The organism is uncultured Microbulbifer sp., from assembly GCF_947504145.1.
GTDB lineage: Bacteria > Pseudomonadota > Gammaproteobacteria > Pseudomonadales > Cellvibrionaceae > Microbulbifer.
Genome location: NZ_CANNGQ010000003.1, coordinates 217,540 through 240,984 on the forward strand (window position 1 = coordinate 217,540; position 23,445 = coordinate 240,984).

The window sequence follows — 23,445 nt, forward strand, 5'->3', positions numbered from 1 at the left end:
GCGCGGTGGGTAAAACCACCGCGCTTTTTTGTTATCTGGAACAGACTACTTACCCGTGGACGTAGCGGGTAATCCCGCTCACTACTAGGCCTTTAAATATTTTTTCAATGCCGAAACATGAACGTTATAGTTCTGGTGCCGATTTACAGAATCTTTGTGCAATCCTTTTCTCACCTGCCAGACACTGGCAGTTTTTACGTAATTCTCTCGCTGCTGAAAATCAAGACAAGCATCCTCCCAATCGAGCCCGAGAAAATCGAGCATCTTACGAATCTCGACGCCTGGATTCTTCACGAGATCCTCATACACAATCTCAAAAATACTATCCGGGAACAAACGTTGCCAATGGCGCATTAATCGCTCCTGCTCGACGTAAAAGTGCCCAACCGAATCAAGGTCGACTGAGTAATTCATATCTCCACCTAGCTGCTGAAAATAAACAGACAGGCAGTTATCAAGGAGTCCTCTCCTTGTCCAGATAAATCGAGAATTGGGCAGAGCGCGCTTAATCAGGCCTAAATGTAGAAAATTGTCCGGTCGCTTGTCAGTAACAATTGCGCCCTGACCAAACCTGCGCACCAGGAATTCGCCATAGTCTTTTCCCGTATTAGCATAGAATCCGGCATCAACATCTTTGATATGTTTCGGGTACTTATCTCCGAGATTGCGAACCAACTGAGGAAAAAACTCCAACTCCCCTCCAGATGAGATTTTAGAGTGGCCACTCAATACCTGCTCAACCAGAGTAGACCCAGAACGAAACATTCCACAGATAAAAACCGGAGATCCTCCAGATGGACTGCAAGACGCTGTGAATGATTTTCTAGGAGAGGCGCGCATCAGGTCATCAATAAATTTTGATTGGTCTGCTTTGCTGTATGGCGTGAACCTCAACCTACCCAGATTGTTCGCTTTCGTATAGCAAGTAAATGCCCACTCATATTCACCGCAATCATCAAACAGCTTACCGAGTGAGAAACTCAACTCTTCACTATCCGCCTTGGACAGCCCTTTATTCGCCAACATTGACGATACCCTTTCGATCAACGGATCACCTGGGTGCTTCACAGTGGTGAGATAGGCCAACCGGCTAATCGCCAGCACACAAGCATTGTCGACTGTCAGCGCCTTTTCATACAGAGCAGACGCCGAGGCCCGATCACCACACTCTTCCATCAATGCCGCCAGATTCAGAATGGCCGGCAAATAGCTCTGACGGACTCCTAATGCTTTCTCATAGTTCGCGCGCGCTTCCGGCTCTCGGCGCAACTCGGTCAAAATAACACCCATATTGGTGTAAACTTCTTCCTTCCCCGAAACCCCCATTGCCAATGCTTTTTGGTACCAGTTCAACGCTTCTTCAAGCTTCCCCGCCTGCCTCAGTAAATAAGCAAAGTTATAAACCGTGTTGGGACGATCAGGCACTCGCTCCAAAAACATCTGGTATCCATGAATAGCTTTCTCATAATTCTTACAAGACTGTGCGTACTGAGCCAGCTGAAGCCACCATTCTGGGATCTCTTTAAAAGATCGAGCCATTTCCTCAATACAGGAAATCGCCTGCTCCGACTTTTTTTGCCGATCATAAAGTTGGAACAGCTCTCTATACACAACTTCTTCCGCACCACCGAGTGAGAGCAGCTTCCGGTACAATTGCTCCGCCTCATCAAACCGCTTACTTTCAACGAGCAGCCTTGCCTCACGAAGGTGTTTGGATATATGTGTTGGTACCGTCATAAATTCAGCGACCAGGGGTCATACCTAAAAAAGCGCGGCCAGCTCACGCTGGCCAGGTGCAAAAAAGGCACCTTGACTTTCAATACTGAAGCCAAGGCGCCCTCGTCAAAAATTATCAATGCAGGAGAAAAAATCTCGCGAGATCAGTAATTTGTAGGCTTACTACGTGTGTCGTCATCCAACATTTTTTTGGTTTCGTAGGCCATACGGTCCCACTCTTCCTGAGTCATGCAGGTTTTTTGCTTGAATCGAGATCCGGTAATCGCCCGCACCTTACAAATTTTTTCTTCTTCCGCAGCAGCAAGGTTCGCTGTCGCTGAGCCATTCTGCGCCGCACCAGTGGTCTTTTCCCCTGCACCAGAGGAACACCCAGCCAACATACCCAACCCCATCCAAACACAAAAAACTATCTTCAGTTTCATATCAATACCCTACTTATTATCAAATTTCGTTCTACCCGCGCTAGGGGAAGAGACCCACATGTTACCTCTGTGGAATTTGTATATCCACAGCGCTCCCCGGAGGGGTTTTTCACATAACTTAGCGGCAACCACGGCCATTGTTCTGCGCTTTTTCCGCAATTACAGACCAGGCTAAAGGGGCCGAATGGTCTGCCACTGCCAACGCGTCCGCAACATGCAACTCAAACCCGAAATCGGCCATTTCTGCTTTCAACACCTCAAACTGTTGATCGTCAAGGGCCGCGTGACGCATGGAGTTCATTCTCTCGGTATAGTACTGCAACTCACGAGAAGCCTGGCGAAGCCAGACGTCAACTTCCTGCCGGTCGAATGCTGGCAAGTTTGTGTGGATATGATCAATGTCCAAGTACAGCTTTCGGACTACGCCCGAAGCTACATTCCTTCCGTACTGCGCCATGATTCGCTCCATAATTCGAAACGCAGGAATCAAGCTCTTTGACGTTCGCTCATATTCAGACCGCTCCCCGCCCGCCAGCACATTGAACGCGTGGGGAAACATATTCATGGCGCCCTGCAAAAACCCACTCTTTTGAACCTCACAAAGCGCTACATAATTGTCGTCACATTCTTTAAAGATAGCGCCGCCCCTGTGATGCAACAGTAAGGCTAACTGTCCTCCCGGCCTGACCAGTTTGCACAACGCCACTACAGCGTCAACGCCGGCATATTCAACACCAAATTGGCTCACTACAATATCCACGCTGTGCTCGGCAATTGGCAATGCAGCGCCATTTGCCACAATCCCGGACACCGCCGGCCAGCGATCCCGTACTGCACCCAATGCGTCATGTGATAAATCCACACACACAGCATCACAGCAAGCCCCATCACCCAGAGCGAATAAATGCTCAAAAACTGCACCTCGACCACTGGCGACATCGACAACCCTCAGGTTATCAGGTGCACTTTTTGCGCCAACACGCGCATCGCTAAAAAATTTGTGCCAGAATTGGCTTATGGCCGGATGGTCTGTCCCACTAATTTTACAGGCCTTTTTTTCGTCTGCCTGCTGCCAGTAAGACTGCCAGCTTGCGGCTGTGCTTGTTCTCATACTGCCTGTCTTCCCAGCTTTTTCTTCTGAAACCAAACGCTGCCAGATATGGCGTGGACGCTCACGAAATTTAGTAAGTAGTCCTGTAGAGACGAATACAAACAGTTTTCCCACAATCATTCAGATATACAGCGACCATGGACACCCTAACCGCCTTCCTCACCCTCCTCTTCGTCATGGACCCCCTGGGCAACATCCCGGTGTTCCTTGCGGCCCTGAAGAATGTTCCGCCCAAACGCCAGCTGTACGTCATCATGCGCGAGCTGATCTTCGCGTTGATTGTGTTGCTGGTATTCCTGTACGCCGGGCGGTTCGTACTGGCGTGGCTGGGGTTGTCTCAGGAGGCGATCCGGATTGCGGGCGCGATCATTCTGTTCCTGATTGCGATCCGTATGGTGTTTCCTATTGAGGGGGGGATCATGGGAGAGCGGCTGGAGGGAGAGCCTTTCTTTGTGCCGCTGGCGGTACCGCTGGTTGCGGGCCCATCCACTATGGCGATCCTGATGCTGATGACCAACAGTGAAGGTGAACAGCTTTGGGACTGGACGTTGGCTCTACTCGGAGCCTGGGCGGTTTCCGCCGTCATTCTTCTGGCTTCGTCGCCTCTAGCGAAGTTGCTCGGAAATCGAGGGCTCATTGCCGTTGAGAGGCTGATGGGTATGGTCCTGGTGATGCTGGCTGTTCAGTTGTTCCTGGATGGCATCAAGCAGAGCCTGGGCTGAGACCGACCTCTTCGTGGGGTGGCACTAAACCTTGAGGTGCCACCCATCTAGATCAATTTGACGCCAGCGGGCGCCGGTAAAACTGCACTTTTCCGTCATTTATTTTTGCCTGCCAGGCGCCCTTACCCACGGGATATTTATTCGCCCAACAAACTCACTTCAGAATAATGCTCCAGCAGCAGCACTCCCTCATAAAATACGCGCGTTTTTCAACCAAAACGGCCAGCCGGTCATTTTTTAACCTTCCTCACAAAGACTCATTTTAGTTACACGCATCCTAATAAATTCATTTATATGTAATCATTTAATAATAATTGACAGATATGCCGGATATATAAACTTTTCGAAGATTACAAAATAACCACTGTGGTTACATATAAGACAAAATATTGAATTTACCTGTGATGCTTCAATGTCAGGTAAGTTCCACAAAGTGAATTGATCCTTTAAAGTCAGCCCGCACTCGAATTACAACAAACCTATAAAAGTGCCTCTAAAACATAAAGGATGCATTTATGATCAAGACCAAGTTGAGTATCGCCATCGCAGCACTCGGCACCATTGCCGCCACTGGCGTTTCCGCTCAGGAAAACGTACCTGGCCCGACTGTCGAAGAAGTGATCGTTACCGGTTCCCGTATTGCACGTGACCCGCTCTCTACTACTGGCCCTATCACCATCGTAGATTCCGAAGCGATTAGCCGCTCCGGTGTTGGCACCATTGACGAGCTGCTGAACCAGCTGCCGTCCATGGGTACTACTGGTATCAATGCAAACGACAACAACGGCGGCCAAGGCCTGGCGTTTGTTGATCTGCGCAACCTGGGTTCTGCACGCACCCTGGTACTGGTAAACGGCCGTCGCTTTGTCTCTTCCGCTTCCGGCGTAAGCTCTGCGGTGGACATGAACAATATCCCGGTAGACATGATCGACCGTATTGAAGTTCTGACCGACGGCGCTTCTGCGGTATACGGCGCTGACGCCGTTGCCGGTGTAATCAACGTGGTCATGAAGGATTCCTTCGACGGCGTTCGTATCAATGCCCGCGCTGGCGCCACTAAAGATGGCGGCGGTGAAAATGGCGATCTGTCCATCACCTTCGGTCACGAAGGCGAGCGTGGCAGCTTTGTTGCCAACATTACCCACGCTCAACGCGACGAGATCACTTACAACGATCGCGACTGGGCCGGCCTGACCAGCTCCATGGGCCCGAACGGTAATATCTTCACCAACTACGGCAGCTTCAGCATTGGCGAAGACGGCGTAACTTTGGGTGAATATGCCGGCTACGACATCGGTCAGCATATGTGGCTGTCCGGCGCCATGGAGCGCACTTCCGCGACTGCGTCCGGTAAGTTCTCCATCACCGACAGCGTTGAGCTGTGGAGTGAAGCCAGCTTCACCACCAAAACCAGCAACCAGCAACTGGCCGCCCAGCCGCTGTACGCCGGTAACGGTTTCAACCTGAACCCGGAAGAGCACCTGCCTGAGGCCGTTAAAGCTCAGCTGCAAGACGCCTGGCAAAAAGCCGACGATGCCTACGCAATCGAACTGGCAGCCTACAACGCAGCGCATGCCGAGTGGGAAGCACAGGGCAGCCCTGAAGGCCAGGAGCCGACCGCACCGGTTGCTTCTCACGGCACCGACTGGGTAGACGGCTTCTCCGACTTCCGCATCCGTCCGGTATCTGGCGGTACTCGCTCTTACGAGCAGACCACTGACACCTTCCGTGTTGCGGGTGGCTTCAACGGTGACTTCTCCAACGGTTGGACCTGGGACACCTTTGCCAGCTACGGCAAAAACGAAGGCGAAAACGTCATCCTGAACTCTTACAACAAAACCAAGTTGGATGAGATTTTCAGCGGTGAAGCGGGCCTGGACTATGATTTCGCTGGCGGCATGAGCCCGGAAATCATGGACTACTTCCGCTACGACGACTACGAAGACAACTCCTATGAGCTGCTGAACTTCGGCGCGTCCCTGTCTGGTGACATCGATGCCATCGAATTCCAGGGCGGCGCACTGGGCTTTGCGGCCGGTGTTGAGTACCGTGAAGAATCCGGTGAATTCAACCCGTCTGCACAAACCCAGAGCGGTGAAACCTTCGGTAACCAGCAAGACGCAACCGGTGGTGAATACGACGTAACCGAGGTATTTGCAGAGTTCAATCTGCCAATCCTGCAGGGCGCGCGTTTCGCGGAAGAGCTGACTGCAGACGTGGCAGTTCGCTACTCTGACTTCAGCACCTTCGGTGGCCAGAGCACTGGTAAAGTCGGCGTGGTTTACGCACCGGTAGAAGACCTGCGTTTCCGCACCAGCTTCTCTACTTCTTTCCGTGCTCCGGGCATCTACGAGCTGTACAGCGGCTCTGCACAGAGCTACGAGTACCTGATCGACCCGTGTGACACCAGTGCAGCAAACGAAGATGGCCAGGGCGCAAACTGCGGCATGGTTGGTGCTGGCTTCACCCAGGCGGGCAACCAGGTTCCGACCAACATCGGCGGTAACGAAGAGCTGACCCCGGAAGAAGCAAAAACCTTCACTGCCGGCATCGTGTGGACCCCGAGCTTTGTAGACGACCTGTCTATTACTCTGGACTACTACGACATCAGCATTGAAGACGCGATCACTTCTCCAGACCTGCAGCGCATGCTGGACGACTGCTTCCGCGACGGCGACTCCGCTGCGTGTCAGTTCGTAACCCGTGGTGCCGGCGATCAGATCGTTGCACTGGAAGGTGCGAAGATGAACATCGGTCAGATCGACACCCGTGGTGTTGACGTAGACATCGTTCAGAACCTGCACTTCGATTCCGGTCGACTGGGCCTGCGTGCACAGGCTTCCCGCCTGCTGGAGTACAACGAGTTCAACGAGCAGTCCGGCACCGAGTCTGACTACCTGGAATACGTTGGCACCACTAGCGGCCTGTACGTGAAGTGGCGCGGCCTGGCCAGCGCAACCTGGTACGGCAACGACTGGGATATGGGCGTTGACATGCAGTACTTCGACGACGGCTACAGCCCCTACCTGCCGGTTAAGTCCATGACTTACCTGAACCTGAAAGCAGGCTGGGACGTAAACGAGTCTACTCGCCTGTCCGCTGGTATTGACAACGTTTCCGATAAGGATCCGCATACCACTTCCGGCAGCGACTGGAACAGCTTCTACGACTTCCAGGGTCGCTACCTCTGGGCTGGTGCTTCTTACCAGTTCTAAGTTGCGAACTTGACGTCCTAGACGTTCCGTCAAAAAAAAGGGGATGCCATTGGCATCCCCTTTTTTTGTTTAAGGCCCATCAATCAACAACTGCAATTTCTGGTTGTAGGCTCTTTGCGCCCCCGGGCTATCGGTCAAGGAAAACGCTTGAGAAAAATACGTTTTAGAATCCTCCAGATCCCCCAGTCGATAACTGGTCAGCCCCATCAAAAAATGAAACCGGTGATCGTCTTCGTACTGCCAGATTGCACGCTTCAGCTGCCGTTTTGCGCTTTTGAAATCCCCGTGCTCATAGGCATTGCGGGCCTGGTAATAAAGGTAATAGGGGTTGCGCTCGCGGTGGTAGCGGGCCTTTTCTGCGTAGTAATCGGCAAGTTCTAGCTGCTGTTGCTTGCGGTAGAGCCGCTCGAGATTGCTCATGGCAATCGTGTGCCGGCCGTCTAACTGCAGGGCCTGCAGGTAACTCTGCTCTGCTGCTGCAAATTCCTGGTTGCGGCTGTACAAAGCGCCCAAGTTTGCCCACAGATCGCCATCGCCAGGGCGCAACGACAGGGCCTTGCGCAAGTAGCGGAACGCTTCACGCATCTCACTTTGCTGCATCAGCTCCAGTCCGCGGTTGCTGTAATACTGGGCAAAGGCTTCGGTGTCGGTGAGCTCGCGCTGGTCGTAAACCGGATCGTAGGCAGCGAGATTGAAATCCACCACGCGGCGCCCTCTCGGGCTCTCGCTCACCATGTTGATATGGCGGTAAACCACAAAGGTCTGCTCTTCGTCGTGCCCCCACACCGGTGGCACTTCAACCTGGTTGAAATAGGCTTCCGCACCCAGCGCCCGCGTCATGGCCACCATCATCACGGTAAACGCCATGCAGTTGCCCACCCCCTGCTGATAAGTCTCGGCGGCTGTGAGGGTCTGATCCGCCCGGTACTCGACCGTGAAATCACGCTGCTCGAAGCCGCGCAATAAGGCCTGCAAACGCTGCCGAGGGTTGGCATCTGGCGCAACTTGGGCCAGGTACGCACGCATCTGCGGTTGCAGCCCGAGAATGTCGTCCTCAGGGAGCGCCTCAGGGCTCAGTGGTTCACCGAAGATCGCCGCACCGGAGAGCAGCCAGCCCGTATCGATTGAAGCGTGCTGCTCTGGAGCGGAGCTGGCACAGCCACCAAGCGCGGCAATACAGAGGCCGAGGCCGAAGGCTTTCCAGCGCTGCGTAAATCGCAGTGACCACTTTTTCACTGCCAGTCCCGAATTTTGCGGGGTTTTCATCGTTATTCTCCCCATAACGTGTTCTGAATCTCTGATTTTCCACAATTCCTGTCGTGTAGGAATCCCTTTTGCAGGTTCATTTCCTGTTTCACCTGTAACCATTCGCCAGTTTCCGAGACCGCTGTTACACTCGGAAAGGTTTAATTTATAACGTTATAACAACCGGAAACGCTGATATGTCGTCACTACCACAACACAACAGCGATGGCTTCTTTGGTCATCCCAAAGGGCTCTCCACCCTCTTCTTTACTGAGATGTGGGAGCGCATGAGCTATTACGGCATGCGGGCGCTGTTGGTCCTGTTCATGACCGCCAGCCTGCAGGAAGAAGGCCTCGCCTTCACCGTCGCAGCCGCTACCGCTATTTACGGCCTCTACACCGGCGCGGTGTACTTCCTGGGCCTTCCCGGGGGCTGGATTGCCGACCGCTTGCTCGGTGGTCAGCGCACCGTCTGGTACGGCGGTATTATCATCATGTGCGGCCATATCGTGCTCGCCATCCCCAGTGATCACACCTTCTTTATAGGCCTGATTCTGGTGGCTACCGGTACGGGTCTGCTGAAACCCAATATCAGTGCACTGGTTGGCCACCTTTACGCCCACGACGATGTACGTCGCGACAGTGGCTACGCCCTCTACTATATGGGCATCAATATGGGCTCGGTGCTGGGCTACATGATCTGTGGCTACTTCGGTGAGAAGGTCGGTTGGCACTGGGGCTTTGGCGCTGCGGCCGTGGGTATGGCCATTGGCCTGTACCAGTACCGCAAAACCATCGGCAATCTGGGCGATGCCAGCCTGAAGCCGGAGCACCCGATGACCACCGAAGGCGCCAAGAAAGCCTGGGGTGCCATCTGGGCCATCGTCGGTGCTGTAGTGGTCATCACTGCACTGACACTGAGCGGTGTGATTGCATTTGACCCGGTTGCGGTGGCCACCAAAGTAGCCATCTTCTTTACCGCGATCTTCTTTGTGTACTACGCCTATATCTACTTCGGCGGCAAATTGAGCCAGGTGGAAAAGAAACGTATGTGGGCGCTGTTCCTGGTGTGTGTCGCTTCGGCCTGCTTCTGGTCAGGCTTTGAGCAGGCGGGCTCGTCCCTGAACCTGTTCGTCCGCGACTTTACCGACCGCACCGTGGGCTCGTTCGAGATTCCGGCTTCCTGGTTCCAGAATCTGAACCCGATGTTCATCATCATTCTGTCGCCCTTCTTCGCCGCCCTGTGGATCAACCTGGGCAAGCGCATGATCACGCCGTCTTACAGCATGAAATGTGCGATCGGCCTGATCATCATGGCCACCGGCTTTATCGTGATGTTCTTTGCCGCCCAACAGGCAGCACAGGGCCTTGAAGTTGCACCCATGTGGCTGGTAACCACATACTTCCTGCACACCGTGGGTGAACTGTGCCTGAGCCCGGTTGCGCTGAGCGCGGTGAGCAAGCTATCTCCGCGCCGCTTTGCCGGCCAGATGATGGGTGTGTTTGTACTTACCTACTCCATCGGTAATGTTATCGCCGGCCTGCTGGCGGGCAACTTCGATCCGGATAACGTTTCCACACTGCCGAACCTGTACCTGCAGATTGCGATCTTCAGCATTGGTATTGGTGCGGTGATTGCGCTGATCAGCCTGAAGTCCAAGCATTGGGAAGGTCAGGGCGAGGATCATATCGAGGCGGTTGAGCCGGCGGAGGCGACGGCTAAGACTGTGGGATAGATCACACCCATAGAAAAAGGCCGCTGCGGGTAACCGCAGCGGCCTTTTTTGTGGGCCGAGGTATACGTATTACCTGCACGGCAGGCTCCTACCGCAGCCCGGTCAGCCCAATGCTATGGCGTAGTTCAGCCAGATAAACCGGGCGCCGATAAAAAACAGTAACCCGGCGAAGCAATTCTTCAGCAGTTGTGGAGAAAGCCTGTGGGCCAGTAACGCACCGAAGCGCGCGAACCAGGTGCTAGTGAGGACAATCCCCAGAAACGCGGGCCAGTAAATATAGCCGCTGCTCCACGCGGGCAGCTCGGCATTATTCCAGCCCTGCACCGCAAAACTCAGCGCCCCGGCAATAGCGATAGGCAGGCCGCAGGCAGCAGAGGTAGCCACAGCGCGCTGCATAACTACATGGCAGCGGGACAGAAACGGCACGGTGAGTGAGCCCCCGCCAATGCCAAATATCGCCGAGACCCAGCCGATAAATCCGCCCGCGAAGGAGAGCCCCACTCTGCCTGGCACCTTGCTACCATCGGTGGGCGGTTGCGATTTGCGCAAACCATCGAGCCACATCTTCAGGGCAATCCCCACGGCAAAAATCCCGATCAACAACTGCAGCCAGGCGCCACTGAGCCAGTCGGCGGTCACCCCGCCAATCCAGGAGCCGATCAGGATACCCGGCGCCATCGTCGCAACAATTTTCCAATCTACGGCCCGCTTGCCGTGATGGGTACGAATGGAACTGATTGAGGTGATGATGATGGTGGCCAGGGACGTGCCAACGGCCATATGGGTCAGAATTTCCGGCGCGATACCCTGGGCGGTAAATACCAGCACCAGAGCCGGTACGATAATCAGCCCACCGCCGACACCGAATAGGCCGGCAATGGTGCCTGCGCAGATTCCAACCACTAAATAGATCAACAAGACTTCCACTGCACGCTCCCCGTTTCCTACGCTTTTTTTTCAAAAAAAAACGGTGGCATATAGCCACCGTTTTTCATTGCCTGCAAGCCGGCGCGTCTGACAGGAGTAATTACTCCTCGCCAGTCGCCTCATCCGCTTCCGCCGCTGCATCGGCATTGGCTTCTTTGATGGACAGCTTGATACGGCCGCGCTGGTCTACGTCCAGCACCTTCACTTTGACCATCTGACCTTCGCTCAGGTAGTCAGTCACCGCATTGACGCGCTCTTCGGCGATCTGGGAAATGTGTACCAGACCGTCTTTGCCCGGCAGGAAGTTTACGAATGCGCCGAAGTCGACGATACGCACAACCTTACCTTCGTAGATGGCGCCGATCTCGGCTTCCGCGGTGATTTCCTCGATGCGGGTTACCGCCGCTTCCAGGCTCTCACCGTCTTCACCGAATACCTTGATGCTGCCGTCGTCTTCGATGTCGATGGACGCACCGGTTTCTTCGGTGATGGAGCGAATGGTCGCGCCGCCTTTGCCGATCACGTCGCGGATCTTGTCCGGATGGATCTTCAGGGTGGCGTAGCGCGGTGCATTTTCATTCACCACGTCACGGGAAGCACCGATCACCTTGTTCATTTCCGCCAGGATGTGCAGACGCGCATGCAGGGCCTGCTCAAGAGCGGTTTCCATGATCTCTTCGGTGATGCCTTCGATCTTGATGTCCATCTGCAGAGCAGTCACACCAGACGCGGTACCGGCAACCTTGAAGTCCATGTCGCCCAGGTGGTCTTCATCACCCAGGATATCGGTCAGAACCGCGAAGCCTTCGTCTTCCTTCACCAGGCCCATAGCGATACCGGCTACCGGTGCTTTCAGCGGTACACCCGCATCCATCAGCGCCAGGCTGGAACCACATACGGAAGCCATGGAGCTGGAACCGTTGGATTCAGTGATCTCAGAAACCACACGCAGGGTGTACGGGAACTCTTCCGGATTCGGCAGTACCGCAGCGATACCGCGGCGGGCCAGACGGCCGTGGCCGATTTCGCGACGACCGGTTGCACCAACACGACCCGCTTCACCTACAGAGTAGGGAGGGAAGTTGTAGTGCAGCATAAAGTAGTCTTTGCGCTCGCCTTCCAGTGCGTCGATGATCTGCGCATCGCGGGTAGCGCCCAGTGTGGTCACAACCAGTGCCTGGGTTTCACCACGGGTGAACAGCGCGGAACCGTGACCTTTCGGCAGTACGCCAACTTCTACGTTGATCGGGCGTACGGTCTTGGTGTCGCGGCCATCGATACGCGGCTCGCCGCGAACAACAGAACCACGAACCGTGGTTTTCTCGAGCTTGCCGAAGTACTTCTTCACCAGGCCGGCGTCCACTTCTTCGGTGGCCAGCGCTTCTGCGGCTTCGTTGCGCAGTTCCGCCAGGCGGGTGGTGCGCTGCTGCTTGTCAGTGATCTTGTACGCTTCTGCGACTTTCCCACCGAACTGGCTTTCCAGTGCAGATTTCAGCTCTTCGTTGACAGCTTCTGGCTGCCAGTCCCAGGTGGGCTTGCCAGCTTCGGCCTTCAGCTCTGCGCAGACTTTTACAACCGCCTGCATTTCCTGGTGGGCAAAGAGTACCGCACCCAACATAATGTCTTCCGGCAGCTCTGCCGCTTCGGATTCCACCATCAGTACCGCGTCTTTGGTACCAGCTACAACCATGTCCAGCTCGGAACCTTTCAGCTCACTGTAACGGGGGTTCAGCAGGTAGCCGTCGGCTTCGGTATAACCCACGCGCGCCGCACCAATCGGGCCGCTGAAGGGGATACCGGAAACAGACAGGGCGGCGGAGGTGCCGATCATGCCAGCAATATCCGGATCCACGTCTTTTTCCGCAGACAGTACGGTGATCATCACCTGAACTTCGTTCATGAAGCCGTTCGGGAACAGCGGGCGGATCGGACGGTCGATCAGGCGGGAGGTCAGGGTTTCTTTCTCTGACGGACGGCCTTCACGCTTGAAGAAGCCACCGGGGATTTTGCCCGCGGCGTACGCCTTTTCTACGTAGTGTACGGACAGCGGGAAGAAAGCCTGATCGGGCTTGGCTTCCTTGGCGCCTACAACGGTACACAACACGACGGTCTCACCCATGGTGACCAGCGCTGAGCCAGTGGCCTGGCGTGCAACACGGCCGGTCTCGATGGTGACCTGGTCTTTTCCGTACTGGAATGTTTTGGTTACTGGATTCACTAGTTTCTTTCCTGTTTCCTTACGGCTATTGGCCCATTCCAATAGCCCCTACAGTTTTTCGCCCGAAGCAGGCGCCTACAGTCATGAATCACTTCGTAGGAGCCCGCCCTGCAGGCGAATTTGCCGGCCTGTTTCACAGGCCCGGCATTTCCGGCGCACACATAGCGCGCCAGAAAATTCGAATTCCATATAGAAGAAAGCCCGCCAAAGGGGCGGGCATTCTCAGGGTCTTAGCGACGCAGGCCGAGCTTGGCGATCAGCTGAGCGTAGCGGGACAGATCCTTGCGCTTCAGGTAGTCCAGCAGCTTACGACGCTGGTTTACCATGCGGATCAAACCACGACGAGAGTGGTGGTCTTGCTTGTGGGAAGCAAAGTGACCCTGAAGCTTGTTGATGTTGGCGGTCAGCAGGGCTACCTGGACTTCCGGGGAACCGGTGTCGCCCTCAGCTTGGCCGTGCTCTTTCAGGATGGCTGCTTTTTCATTTGCAGACAGTGCCATAACGAATTACCTCGTTCGTAACATGCTTTGAAAATTCGGCTGGCCCGTGCATGTTTACAGGCCAGCTAGTCATGAAAAGCCCACTTCACCTGTAAACAGGATTGTTTCGGCTTATTTTACCAACCGGCGGGGTGCAACCCGCCCGTCATCAGTAATCTCTCCAACGCCTAGAAATTCACCACTTTCCAGGAAGAGGCGCACCATATCACCTTCATCGCCCAAGCGGTAGACCTGCAGATCCATTACCGGCTGGCCCTGACGCAGATAGTAACCTGTGTCGTCCCCGAGGATCATTTTGGGCAATCCAGAGGCGGGAGAATCCGCCGAAAGCAGGTGGTGATCCAGCACTTCTGCCTTGTCCTCACCGCGCTCTTCAGTCAGCGCATCCAGGGTGACCGAATCGTCCTCGTGATAGGGCCCAGCGGCGCTGCGGTGCAGCTTCTCCACGAAGGCCCCCACGCCCAGGGCTTTCCCCAGGTCTTCAGCGAGGCTCCGCACATAAGTGCCCTTGGAGCAATGCACTTCGATTTCTGCTCTAGGCAGCTTATCGGGCGAATCGGCTGCGGGGATAAAGCTGAGCAATTCGTAGGAGAATATCTGGATCTGCCGGGCTTCGCGCTCCACCTCAATCCCCTGGCGCGCCAGCTTATACAGTGGCTGGCCGTTGTGCTTGAGCGCGGAATACATGGAAGGGATCTGACTAATGGTGCCGCGGAAGTCAGACATGGCATCCCGCACTTGCTGCTCGGTGATCGCAGACGCATCACACGTCGCGACTACATTGCCGTCGGCGTCGCCAGTCTCTGTGGTCATGCCCAGGCAAAAAGTGCTGCGGTAGCGTTTGTCGGCATCCAGCAGATACTGCGAGAACTTGGTTGCTTCTCCGAAACAGATCGGCAGCACGCCGGTGGCGAGCGGATCCAGGGCACCAGTGTGGCCGGCGCGGTTGGCGAAGAACAGGCGTTTGGCTCTTTGCAGGGCGTCGTTGGCAGAAATACCGGCGGGCTTGTTCAACAACAGCACACCGTCAATCTGCCGGCCCCATTTTGGTCGGCGGCCCATCAGTCGTTCTGTTCGCCTGATTGGTTTTCGGCGTCGTCTGCGTCTTCGTCAGCCTTTTGCTGATCAGACTTGACCGCCTTTTCGATCAGCGCCGAGAGGTGCTGGCCGCGCACGGAGGTTTCGTCGTAGCGGAAATGCAGGCGTGGAATGGAGCGCATCTGGATCTCTTTGGCGAGCTGGGTACGCAGGAAGCCGGCGGCCTTGTTCAGCGCTTCCATGGAGATATCAATCTTGCTGCGGTCGTCCTCACCCACCAGGGTCACAAAAACTTTAGCGGTGGCTAGATCGCGGCTCACTTCCACGTCGTTGACATTCACCATGCCTACACGCGGGTCGCGCACTTCGTGCTGGATCAGACGGGCCAGCTCGCGACGCATGGCGTCGGCTACCCGGTCAGCACGGTGGAATTCTTTGGCCATTGTTTACCTATTCAGAATGGCGGTTCGCCTGACAACTTTTTTGCTCCTGCAAAAAAGTTGTCAGGCGAACACTGGCCCCGGCATGCACCGGGGCAACGGACAATTACAGCTCGCGAGCGACCTTGACGATATCGAAGACTTCGATCTGATCGCCAGCCTTGACGTCATTGTAGTCTTTCACGCCGATACCACACTCCATGCCGTTGCGAACTTCCTGCACGTCGTCTTTGAAGCGACGCAGGGATTCCAGTTCACCCTGGTAGATCACCACATTGTCGCGCAGTACGCGGATGGGCTTGTTGCGGTAGACGGTGCCCTCGATGACCATACAGCCAGCGATAGCGCCAAACTTCGGCGAACGGAATACGTCGCGCACCTGGGCGATACCGACGATCTCTTCGCGCAACTCCGGATCCAGCATGCCAGACAGGGCCTGCTTCACTTCGTCGAGCAGGTTGTAGATCACGCTGTAGTAACGGATTTCAACGCTTTCGGTTTCCGCCAGCTTACGTGCAGCGACATCGGCACGGGTGTTGAAGCCGATCACGATGGCGCCGGAGGTCAGTGCTAGGTTGATGTCGTTTTCGGCGATACCACCAACACCACTGGAGACCACGTTTACAGATACTTCTTCGTTGCCGATCTCCGCCAGTGCAGCGAGGATGGCTTCGAGAGAACCGCGCACGTCCGCTTTGATCACAACCGGCAGTACTTTCTTCTCGCCCGCTTCCATGTCCGCGAACATGTTTTCCAGCTTGGCGGCCTGCTGACGCTGCATGCGCTCGCGGCGCTCTTTATCGGCGCGCTGTTCGGCTACTTCACGGGCCTTACGCTCGTCGGCAACCACCAGGAACTCATCACCAGCGTTCGGTGTGGTGTCCAGGCCCAGCAGCTCAACCGGAGTAGACGGGCCAGCTTCCTTGACGGATTTGCCCAGCTCGTTGGTCATGGCGCGTACGCGACCGTAGCTCTGGCCTGCCAGCACGATATCGCCGCGCTTCAGCTCGCCATTCTGAACCAGCAGGGTGGCAACCACACCGCGGCCTTTTTCCAGGCGAGACTCGATGACCACACCGCTCGCCGGTACGGATGCCTTGGCTTTCAGCTCGAGCATTTCAGACTGCAGGGAAACCGCTTCCAGCAACTCGTCGATGCCCTGACCGGTATGTGCAGACACTTCGATGAACTGGGTGTCGCCGCCCCAATCTTCCGGGATGACATCTTTTGCAGCCAGTTCGTTCTTCACACGATCCGGGTCCGCGCCTTCTTTGTCGCATTTGTTGATAGCAACAACCAGCGGCACACCGGCGGCCTTGGAGTGAGCAACCGCTTCTTCGGTCTGCGGCATTACGCCGTCGTCCGCAGCCACAACCAGGATTACCACGTCGGTGGCTTTGGCACCGCGGGCACGCATGGCGGTAAACGCGGCGTGTCCAGGAGTATCCAGGAAGGCGATCTCGCCCTGGCTGGTCTGCACGCGGTAGGCACCAATGTGCTGGGTAATACCACCGGCTTCGCCGGAGGCAACTTTAGTCTTGCGGATATAGTCGAGCAGTGAAGTTTTACCGTGGTCGACGTGACCCATTACGGTGACAACCGGCGCGCGGCTGACTTCTTCACCTTCAATATCCTGGGACAGGGCAACGAGCTTTTCTTCCATCTCGTTTTCGGAGCGCAGAACCACGGTGTGGCCCAGCTCTTCGACGATCAGAGTCGCGGTCTCACGATCCAGGCTCTGATTGATGGTGACCATCTCGCCCATCTTCATCAGGCGCTTGATCAGCTCACCGGCTTTGATATTCAACTGCTTGGCGAGATCGCCAACAGTGATGGTCTCGCCCAGTTGCACTTCGTACACTTGCTTTCCTGTCGGCCTTTTGAAGCCGTGTGTGTTCTTTACTTTCAGCGTCGGGCGAGACAGCGAGCGGGTGCTGCGCTTGTCTTCTTCGCTTTCGAAGGCTTCCAGTGCAGCATCGTACAGGGAAGTCTTGCTCGACTTCTTGGGGCCACTCTTGCCACGACGACTGCGGCGCTTGCGCGGCTCGTCGTCATCGCGAACGGCCGTCGCTTCTGCTTCCACTTTGCGACGCAAACCGGGCTTGGCTGCCGCAGCGGTGGTGGCGGTGTCCGCCGCCGGCTTCTGCTTGGCCTTTTCTGCGCGATCCTTCTGCTCTTGCTCAAGACGCGCGCGCTCAGCTTCGACGCGGGCTTTCTTCTCTTCCAGCTCGGCCGCTTCACGCTCGTTTTCTTTTTTACGGCGCTCCATGGCAGCGATGCGCATGGCTTCAATGTCGTCGACGTAAGTGGAGCGGATGGGGGCAGGTTCAGGCTTGGGTTTGGCTTGAGGCTTCGGCTCCGCTTTAGGTGCGGGCTCGGCAGGCGCTTCCACCTTCTCAGGCTCAGCCGGTGCCGGCGCTTCTTCGGCCTTGGCTTCGGCTTCCTGTTTGGCCTTGGCAGCCGCTTCGGCTTCCTGCTTGGCCTTGGCCTCTTCTTCAGCGCGCTTGGCTTCTGCTGCTGCAGCTTCCTGCTCAGCGCGGGCGCGATCGGCAGCGGCCAGCTCGGCAGCCGCCAGCTCTTCTTCGGCCTTCTGCAGGGCAGTAGTATCCAGTTCCGCTTCCTGCTCTTCGGTCTCAGCGCGTTTTACGTAGGTGCGCTTCTTGCGCACTTCCACGTTGACGGTCTTGCGGCCGGTGCCAGATCCGGTCTTGAGCGTCGTGGTGGTTTTGCGCTTGAGGGTAATCTTCTTGGGTGCAGCGGCCTGCTCCCCGTGACTACTTTTCAGGAAGTTAAGCAGGACCTGCTTCTCTTCTGCGGATACAGGCGCATCTGCTGAAGTGTGGGGCAAACCCGCTTCCTGCATCTGCTTGAGCAGACGCTCTTCGGTGGCACCAACCGATTTGGCGAGTTCGCTAACTGTTACTTCGGCCATTCTCTCTCCTAAAAAGTCACTTGTGGTGGAGCAGCATCAATTCATTTGACTGCTCCACCCTTCGCCTGCTGGGCAGGCTATTCGGGGCGCGCACTTCACAACGGTGCGCGGGGCCGGGCGACTGCCCGGCGCTCGGGCATCAAGCCTCTTGATCACTGTCATCGGCGAACCAGGGTTCGCGAGCTTTCATGATCAATGCAGCGGCACGTTCCTGGTCCATGCCTTCGATATCCAGCAGGTCGTCTACCGCCTGCTCAGCCAGATCTTCCATAGAAGCAACGCCACGGCTGGCCAGCTGGAATGCCAGCTGACGATCCATGCCTTCCATGTTCAGCAGATCTTCCTGGGGCTCGGTGGCGTCCAGCTCTTCTTCCGAGGCCAGGGCCTGGGTCAGCAGAGCGTCTTTGGCACGAGCGCGCAACTCTTCGGCGATCTCTTCATCGAAGCCTTCGATACCGAGCATTTCTTCCAGCGGTACATAGGCGACTTCCTCAAGTGAGGTAAAGCCTTCGTCGACCAGTACACCAGCGACATCCTCGTCGATATCCAGGCGCGCCATGAACACTTCCATGATGCTGCCGGATTCTGCCTCCTGCTTGGCCTGCCAGTCCTCAATGCTCATCACATTGATTTGCCACTGAGTCAGTTCGGACGCCAGGCGTACGTTCTGGCCACTGCGGCCGATCGCCATGGCGAGGTTTTCTTCCGCCACTGCCACGTCCATGGAACCGGCATCTTCATCCACCACGATGGACTCGATTTCCGCTGGCGCCATGGCGTTGATGACAAACTGGGCGGGGTTGTCGTCCCACAGCACGATGTCCACACGCTCGCCAGACAACTCATTGGAAACGGCCTGAACCCGTGCACCACGCATGCCAACACAGGCGCCGACCGGGTCGATACGGCCATCGTTGGTATTCACAGCGATCTTGGCACGCAGGCCTGGATCGCGCGCAGCGCCGCGAATTTCGATCACCTGCTCGGAGATCTCGGGCACTTCAATACGGAACAGCTCAATCAGCATTTCCGGGCAGGAGCGGCTCAGCTTCAATTGCGGCCCGCGGGCTTCCGGCTCAATTTCCAGCAGGATGGCGCGAACGCGGTCACCAAGACGGAAAATTTCGCGGCCAACCAACTGGTCCCGAGGCAGACGCGCTTCCGCGTTGTTGCCCAGGTCCACGGCGATGAAGTCGCGGGTTACCTTCTTCACGGTTCCGCTGACCAGATCGCCAACACGGTCGCGATATTCATCAACGATTTTGGCGCGCTCGGCTTCGCGTACCTTTTGCACGATCACCTGCTTGGCGGTCTGTGCGGCGATGCGGCCGAATTCGACGTTTTCCACCTGCTCACGGTATACGTCACCGGCTTTCAGTTCGGTGTCTTTCTCGTGGGCTTCTTCCAAAGTGAACTGGGTACCCAGTTCTGCGAGCGTCTCATCGCCTACTACTTCCCAGCTGCGGAAAGTTTCGTAGTCACCCGAGCGACGGTCGATAATCACCTCAACGGTGGAATCTTCGTCATAGCGCTTCTTGGTGGCCGTTGCGAGGGCCGCCTCGATTGCCTGGAAAATAATTTCCTGGTCAACGCCTTTCTCGTTGGAAACCGCCTCGGCTACCAGCAAGATCTCTTTGTTCATGCAGCTGCCTCTTCAAAAACGCTACGTGCTGACTATTCAATGCTTCGATGTGCGCGATCAGACCTGCGCCACCGGCTACTTCTGCATTGCCCTTTTACTTCTTCCCACCCTCAAACTGAGGGACAATATTCGCTCTCTCGATACTATCGATCGGCAGCAGATATTCGTTTTCGCTGTCGATGCGCAGGACGATCTCGTCCCCTTCCACACCGGCCAGCAGGCCGCGCCACTTGCGCTGACCGTCCAGCGGCATACGCAGCCGCAACTCTACCTGGGCGCCAATAAAGCGCTGGTACTGGTCGAGCTTATATAGCGGCCGATCCATGCCTGGAGAGGATACTTCCAGGGTGTACCTGCTGTTGATCGGATCTTCCACATCCATCACCGCACTCACCTGACGGCTGACTTTTTCACAGTCTTCCACGGCGATGCCGCGCTCGGCATCGATATAGATCCGCAGCAGAGCGTTGCGGCCGTGGGTCTGATAATCGATCCCCCACAACTCGCAATCCAGTGATTCAACCACCGGAGCCAGAAGCTCTTCCAACTGTTCGCGTTTGCTTGCCATATCACCACTTTGGCCCGGTGACCGACCGGGGCAGACGTGCAACGGCGTCCGCTCGTTGCAAAAACGAAAAATGGGCAGCGAAGCTGACCCCACGGTCCGAATGAGAAACCGCGGCGCCGACTTCCGGCCCATTCGGATGGCAAACCAGGCCAGGCCTGTTTGCCGCAGATACGAAAAAGCCCCTAACAGGGGCTTTAACTGCGCAAAAATGTCCTGAAACATTTTCGCAAAATTTGGTAGCGGGGGCAGGATTTGAACCTACGACCTTCGGGTTATGAGCCCGACGAGCTACCAGGCTGCTCCACCCCGCAACAACTCTAGGGTTGGCGACCACCTATTAAGTATAGGTAGAATTTGGTAGCGGGGGCAGGATTCGAACCTACGACCTTCGGGTTATGAGCCCGACGAGCTACCAGGCTGCTCCACCCCGCACCAACGACCCTGGAAACCGCCCCTGGTAAGTGATCGGTTTCCTGCGGTGGGTTGCCCCAACCGCTCAGAGGCTGCGCATTCTATTGACCGCCCCCCGGGGAGTCAAGTCACTTTTGGCATTTGTTCACACAAGCCGGATTCCGCGCGCAAAGCCACGCCTACACGCCCGGAATTTCCTCGAATCATACGCTCAATTAACATCCCTCTGCCCTCGCCGTGAGCACCAAAGTACCACTTGGCCACATTTGGAATTGATAGGTATTCTCATTTTCTTTATTATCGCGACCTCAATATGACATGGCGCGAACAACACCTGCCGCAGACCGCCCAAACCGGCTCACACGAACAGCGCGCCAGCCGCCAGACCCGCCGCCCAGCAGCGGCGACCTTGTTATATAGATGCACATTAAACCTACTTATCTTCAAACCTGTTTCTGACTAGGAGCCCAGCATGCGCTGCCTGAAGACCTCTCTCGCCCTGGCGATCGCCACTGCCAGTACCGCCGCTCTCGCCGTGGAATCCGATCCAAGTATTGAAGAAGAGGTTGTGGTAACCGCCAGCCGTACGGAAAAGCCCCTCAGCTCAATTCCCAATACCGTCACCCTGATCGACCAGCAGGCGCTAACCAATCAATTGGCCGCCACCAGCGACCTGTCGACCATTCTCGGTAACCTGGTGCCCAGCTTCTCCCCCAGCCGACAGAAGATGACCAACTCCGGGGAGAGTCTGCGCGGACGCAAACCACTGTATCTGATAGACGGTGTACCCCAGTCCAACCCGCTGCGTAACGGCGGCCGTGACGGCCACACCATTGATCCGCTGGTACTGGAACGCGTGGAAGTGATCCACGGTGCCAATGCCATCCACGGCATGGGCGCCTCCGGCGGTATCATCAACCTGATCACACGCACCCCCAGCGACGAGTTCCAGCAGAGTGTGCGCATCGAATCCGCGCTGCAAACAGAAGACTTGGGCGATACCCTGGGCTACAACGGCAGCTACAGCCTGTCCGGCAAAGTCGAAGACATCGACGTGCTCGCCAGTGTGACCTACCGCAATAGCGGGGTTAACTACGACGCCAACGGCGATATTGTCGGTTTCGACAATACTCAGGGCGACACCATGGACAGCGACACCACCAACGCCTTTATCAAAACCGGCTACAGCTGGGGCGATCAGCGCGTGCAGCTGACCGTGAACCATTTCTTGGTGGAAGGTAACAACAATTGGCTGAGCGTAGAGGGTGATATCGATGCGGGCATCCCCACCACTGCGGAGAAAGGGGATGTTCCAGGTAAATCGCCATCCAACGAAGTAACTACCATCAACGTGGAGTACACCAACGAGGACATTCTCGGCCAGAAACTGCGCGCGCAGATTTTTTCTCAGGATTTCGCCGGCACCTACGGCGCGACCGACAGCGGCACCTTTCAGGATGAGGACACCTACGGTCCGGGCCTGTTTGACCAGTCCCAGAACAACTCCGAAAAGCGCGGCCTGAAGCTGACCCTGATCAAAGACGACATCGCCGGTGCGCCAGTCAGCCTGGCCTACGGTGTCGACCTGCTGCAAGACGAGACTTGGCAGCAACTGATTCTCACCAGCCGCGCCTGGGTACCGCCCACCCGCTACAAGAACATCGCCCCATACGTTCAAGCGGAATTCAGCGGCATTGAGCGCATGACCATCACCACCGGTGTGCGCCACGAAATCTCGGAGCTCAAAGTCGACGATTTCACCACACTTTACTCCTACAACGGCGGCCAGTTTGTCAAAGGTGGCAACCCGGAGTTCAGCGAAACCCTGGGTAATATCGGTGCGACCTACGAGGTCACCGCCAACCTGCGGGCATACGCCAACTATTCTGAAGGCTTCTCCATGCCGGATGTGGGCCGTGTGCTGCGCGGTATCAACCAGCCGGATCAGGATGTAGAAAGCTTCCTCGATATGCGGCCGATCCTGACACAGAACCAGGAGCTGGGGCTCGACTTCCGCAGCGAATCGTTTGGCGCGCAGATTGCACTCTACTCATCGGACTCCGACTTCGGCCAGCGCCTGGCACTGGGTGCCGACGGTATTTACAGTGTCCAGCGCGAAAAGACCGATGTCGACGGAGCGGAATTGAGCGGCCAGTGGTTTGCCAGTGACACTGACACCCTGGAGGTGCGCTACGCCCATACCAAAGGCCGTTACGACGTCGATGGCGATGGCAAAGTAGACACCGACCTGGACGGCGCCAATATTGCACCGAATCGCGTCAACCTGAGCTGGGCACGCGACTGGAGCGATGATCTGAGCACCCGTATTCAGGCAAACTGGCTGCAAGACCGCAACTTTAAAAATGCCGCCGATGAAATCACCCGTGAATTTGATGGCTACACCATCATCGATGCCAGCGCGCAATATCGTGCACTGGGCGGCGAGTTTGCACTGGGACTGCAGAACCTGACCAACGAAGACTACTTCACCTATCACTCCCAGACTGCGGGAAATAACCTCCGCAACTTCAAGGGTATTGGGCGCAGTGTGAACCTGTCTTACTCCAAAGTGTTTTAATTG

At 56.1% G+C, this 23,445-nt stretch carries 16 protein-coding genes and 2 tRNA genes; 4 read left to right on the forward strand and 14 right to left on the reverse strand.

Going from position 1 to position 23,445, the window contains the following annotated elements; genetic code table 11:
- Positions 1 to 84: 84 nt before the first annotated feature.
- From Q1A74_RS11665 to Q1A74_RS11675, 3 genes are all read right to left on the reverse strand, one after another.
- Entirely contained in the window at positions 85 to 1,737 is a 1,653-nt protein-coding gene (locus tag Q1A74_RS11665) for a sulfotransferase (RefSeq protein ID WP_299596000.1), read from the reverse strand.
- A gap of 143 nt (positions 1,738 to 1,880) precedes the next feature.
- Positions 1,881 to 2,159 (reverse strand): hypothetical protein, encoded by a 279-nt coding sequence (locus tag Q1A74_RS11670; protein ID WP_299596002.1) that lies wholly within the window; start codon positions 2,157 to 2,159, stop codon positions 1,881 to 1,883.
- 118 nt (positions 2,160 to 2,277) lie between these two features.
- On the reverse strand, positions 2,278 to 3,384 hold the full coding sequence (locus tag Q1A74_RS11675; RefSeq protein ID WP_299596007.1) for a class I SAM-dependent methyltransferase: 1,107 nt from the start codon (positions 3,382 to 3,384) through the stop codon (positions 2,278 to 2,280).
- Between the two features lie 23 nt (positions 3,385 to 3,407).
- On the opposite strand from Q1A74_RS11675, the gene Q1A74_RS11680 reads away from it, so the two are divergent.
- Positions 3,408 to 3,992, forward strand: coding sequence for a MarC family protein (locus tag Q1A74_RS11680; RefSeq protein WP_299596009.1), 585 nt, complete (start codon positions 3,408 to 3,410; stop codon positions 3,990 to 3,992).
- Between the two features lie 515 nt (positions 3,993 to 4,507).
- A complete protein-coding gene (locus Q1A74_RS11685; RefSeq protein ID WP_299596011.1) occupies positions 4,508 to 7,207 on the forward strand; it encodes a TonB-dependent siderophore receptor in 2,700 nt (899 codons plus the stop codon).
- Between the two features lie 69 nt (positions 7,208 to 7,276).
- Here Q1A74_RS11685 and Q1A74_RS11690 read toward each other — a convergent pair whose 3' ends face one another.
- Positions 7,277 to 8,473: a tetratricopeptide repeat protein gene (locus Q1A74_RS11690; RefSeq protein WP_299596014.1), complete on the reverse strand. Its 1,197-nt coding sequence runs from the start codon at positions 8,471 to 8,473 to the stop codon at positions 7,277 to 7,279.
- 176 nt (positions 8,474 to 8,649) lie between these two features.
- On the opposite strand from Q1A74_RS11690, the gene Q1A74_RS11695 reads away from it, so the two are divergent.
- On the forward strand, positions 8,650 to 10,188 hold the full coding sequence (locus Q1A74_RS11695) for a peptide MFS transporter (RefSeq protein ID WP_299596016.1): 1,539 nt from the start codon (positions 8,650 to 8,652) through the stop codon (positions 10,186 to 10,188).
- Positions 10,189 to 10,290: 102 nt separating this feature from the next.
- On the opposite strand, the gene Q1A74_RS11700 is transcribed toward Q1A74_RS11695, so the two are convergent.
- The 10 genes from Q1A74_RS11700 to Q1A74_RS11745 form a co-directional block, all read right to left on the reverse strand.
- Positions 10,291 to 11,115, reverse strand: a complete 825-nt coding sequence (locus Q1A74_RS11700; protein ID WP_299596018.1) for a sulfite exporter TauE/SafE family protein — start codon at positions 11,113 to 11,115, stop codon at positions 10,291 to 10,293.
- Between the two features lie 100 nt (positions 11,116 to 11,215).
- Positions 11,216 to 13,333 carry a polyribonucleotide nucleotidyltransferase gene (gene pnp, locus Q1A74_RS11705; RefSeq protein WP_299596020.1) on the reverse strand — a complete coding sequence of 706 codons (2,118 nt, stop codon included), beginning with the start codon at positions 13,331 to 13,333 and terminating at the stop codon, positions 11,216 to 11,218.
- Between the two features lie 230 nt (positions 13,334 to 13,563).
- Positions 13,564 to 13,833: a 30S ribosomal protein S15 gene (rpsO, locus tag Q1A74_RS11710; protein ID WP_299596022.1), complete on the reverse strand. Its 270-nt coding sequence runs from the start codon at positions 13,831 to 13,833 to the stop codon at positions 13,564 to 13,566.
- A 111-nt stretch (positions 13,834 to 13,944) separates the two neighbouring features.
- Positions 13,945 to 14,895 carry a tRNA pseudouridine(55) synthase TruB gene (gene truB, locus Q1A74_RS11715; protein WP_299596024.1) on the reverse strand — a complete coding sequence of 317 codons (951 nt, stop codon included), beginning with the start codon at positions 14,893 to 14,895 and terminating at the stop codon, positions 13,945 to 13,947.
- Positions 14,895 to 15,314: a 30S ribosome-binding factor RbfA gene (rbfA, locus tag Q1A74_RS11720; protein WP_299596026.1), complete on the reverse strand. Its 420-nt coding sequence runs from the start codon at positions 15,312 to 15,314 to the stop codon at positions 14,895 to 14,897. The genes truB and rbfA overlap by 1 nt, the downstream gene beginning before the upstream one ends.
- Positions 15,315 to 15,417: 103 nt before the next feature.
- On the reverse strand, positions 15,418 to 18,243 hold the full coding sequence (gene infB, locus Q1A74_RS11725; RefSeq protein ID WP_299596028.1) for a translation initiation factor IF-2: 2,826 nt from the start codon (positions 18,241 to 18,243) through the stop codon (positions 15,418 to 15,420).
- Between the two features lie 139 nt (positions 18,244 to 18,382).
- Positions 18,383 to 19,885: a transcription termination factor NusA gene (gene nusA, locus Q1A74_RS11730; protein WP_299596031.1), complete on the reverse strand. Its 1,503-nt coding sequence runs from the start codon at positions 19,883 to 19,885 to the stop codon at positions 18,383 to 18,385.
- Positions 19,886 to 19,979: 94 nt separating this feature from the next.
- Positions 19,980 to 20,453: a ribosome maturation factor RimP gene (gene rimP, locus Q1A74_RS11735; RefSeq protein ID WP_299596033.1), complete on the reverse strand. Its 474-nt coding sequence runs from the start codon at positions 20,451 to 20,453 to the stop codon at positions 19,980 to 19,982.
- 234 nt (positions 20,454 to 20,687) lie between these two features.
- Positions 20,688 to 20,764: transfer RNA gene (locus tag Q1A74_RS11740), tRNA-Met, on the reverse strand.
- Positions 20,765 to 20,808: 44 nt separating this feature from the next.
- Positions 20,809 to 20,885 (reverse strand) — tRNA-Met (locus Q1A74_RS11745).
- A gap of 451 nt (positions 20,886 to 21,336) precedes the next feature.
- Between Q1A74_RS11745 and Q1A74_RS11750 the strand changes: the two genes are divergently transcribed.
- The gene (locus Q1A74_RS11750; RefSeq protein ID WP_299596035.1) at positions 21,337 to 23,442 is read left to right on the forward strand and encodes a TonB-dependent receptor; all 2,106 of its coding nucleotides are present in this window, start codon (positions 21,337 to 21,339) and stop codon (positions 23,440 to 23,442) included.
- Positions 23,443 to 23,445 lie beyond the last annotated feature (3 nt).

Coding starts and splice junctions, on each gene's coding strand:
- truB (WP_299596024.1), bottom strand. CDS start 14,895: ATGGGCCGCCGACCAAAATGGGGCCGGCAGATTGACGGTGTGCTGTTG.
- Q1A74_RS11695 (WP_299596016.1), top strand. CDS start 8,650: ATGTCGTCACTACCACAACACAACAGCGATGGCTTCTTTGGTCATCCC.
- Q1A74_RS11690 (WP_299596014.1), bottom strand. CDS start 8,473: ATGAAAACCCCGCAAAATTCGGGACTGGCAGTGAAAAAGTGGTCACTG.
- rbfA (WP_299596026.1), bottom strand. CDS start 15,314: ATGGCCAAAGAATTCCACCGTGCTGACCGGGTAGCCGACGCCATGCGT.
- rpsO (WP_299596022.1), bottom strand. CDS start 13,833: ATGGCACTGTCTGCAAATGAAAAAGCAGCCATCCTGAAAGAGCACGGC.
- Q1A74_RS11685 (WP_299596011.1), top strand. CDS start 4,508: ATGATCAAGACCAAGTTGAGTATCGCCATCGCAGCACTCGGCACCATT.
- Q1A74_RS11665 (WP_299596000.1), bottom strand. CDS start 1,737: ATGACGGTACCAACACATATATCCAAACACCTTCGTGAGGCAAGGCTG.
- infB (WP_299596028.1), bottom strand. CDS start 18,243: ATGGCCGAAGTAACAGTTAGCGAACTCGCCAAATCGGTTGGTGCCACC.
- Q1A74_RS11750 (WP_299596035.1), top strand. CDS start 21,337: ATGCGCTGCCTGAAGACCTCTCTCGCCCTGGCGATCGCCACTGCCAGT.
- Q1A74_RS11680 (WP_299596009.1), top strand. CDS start 3,408: ATGGACACCCTAACCGCCTTCCTCACCCTCCTCTTCGTCATGGACCCC.
- rimP (WP_299596033.1), bottom strand. CDS start 20,453: ATGGCAAGCAAACGCGAACAGTTGGAAGAGCTTCTGGCTCCGGTGGTT.
- Q1A74_RS11670 (WP_299596002.1), bottom strand. CDS start 2,159: ATGAAACTGAAGATAGTTTTTTGTGTTTGGATGGGGTTGGGTATGTTG.
- nusA (WP_299596031.1), bottom strand. CDS start 19,885: ATGAACAAAGAGATCTTGCTGGTAGCCGAGGCGGTTTCCAACGAGAAA.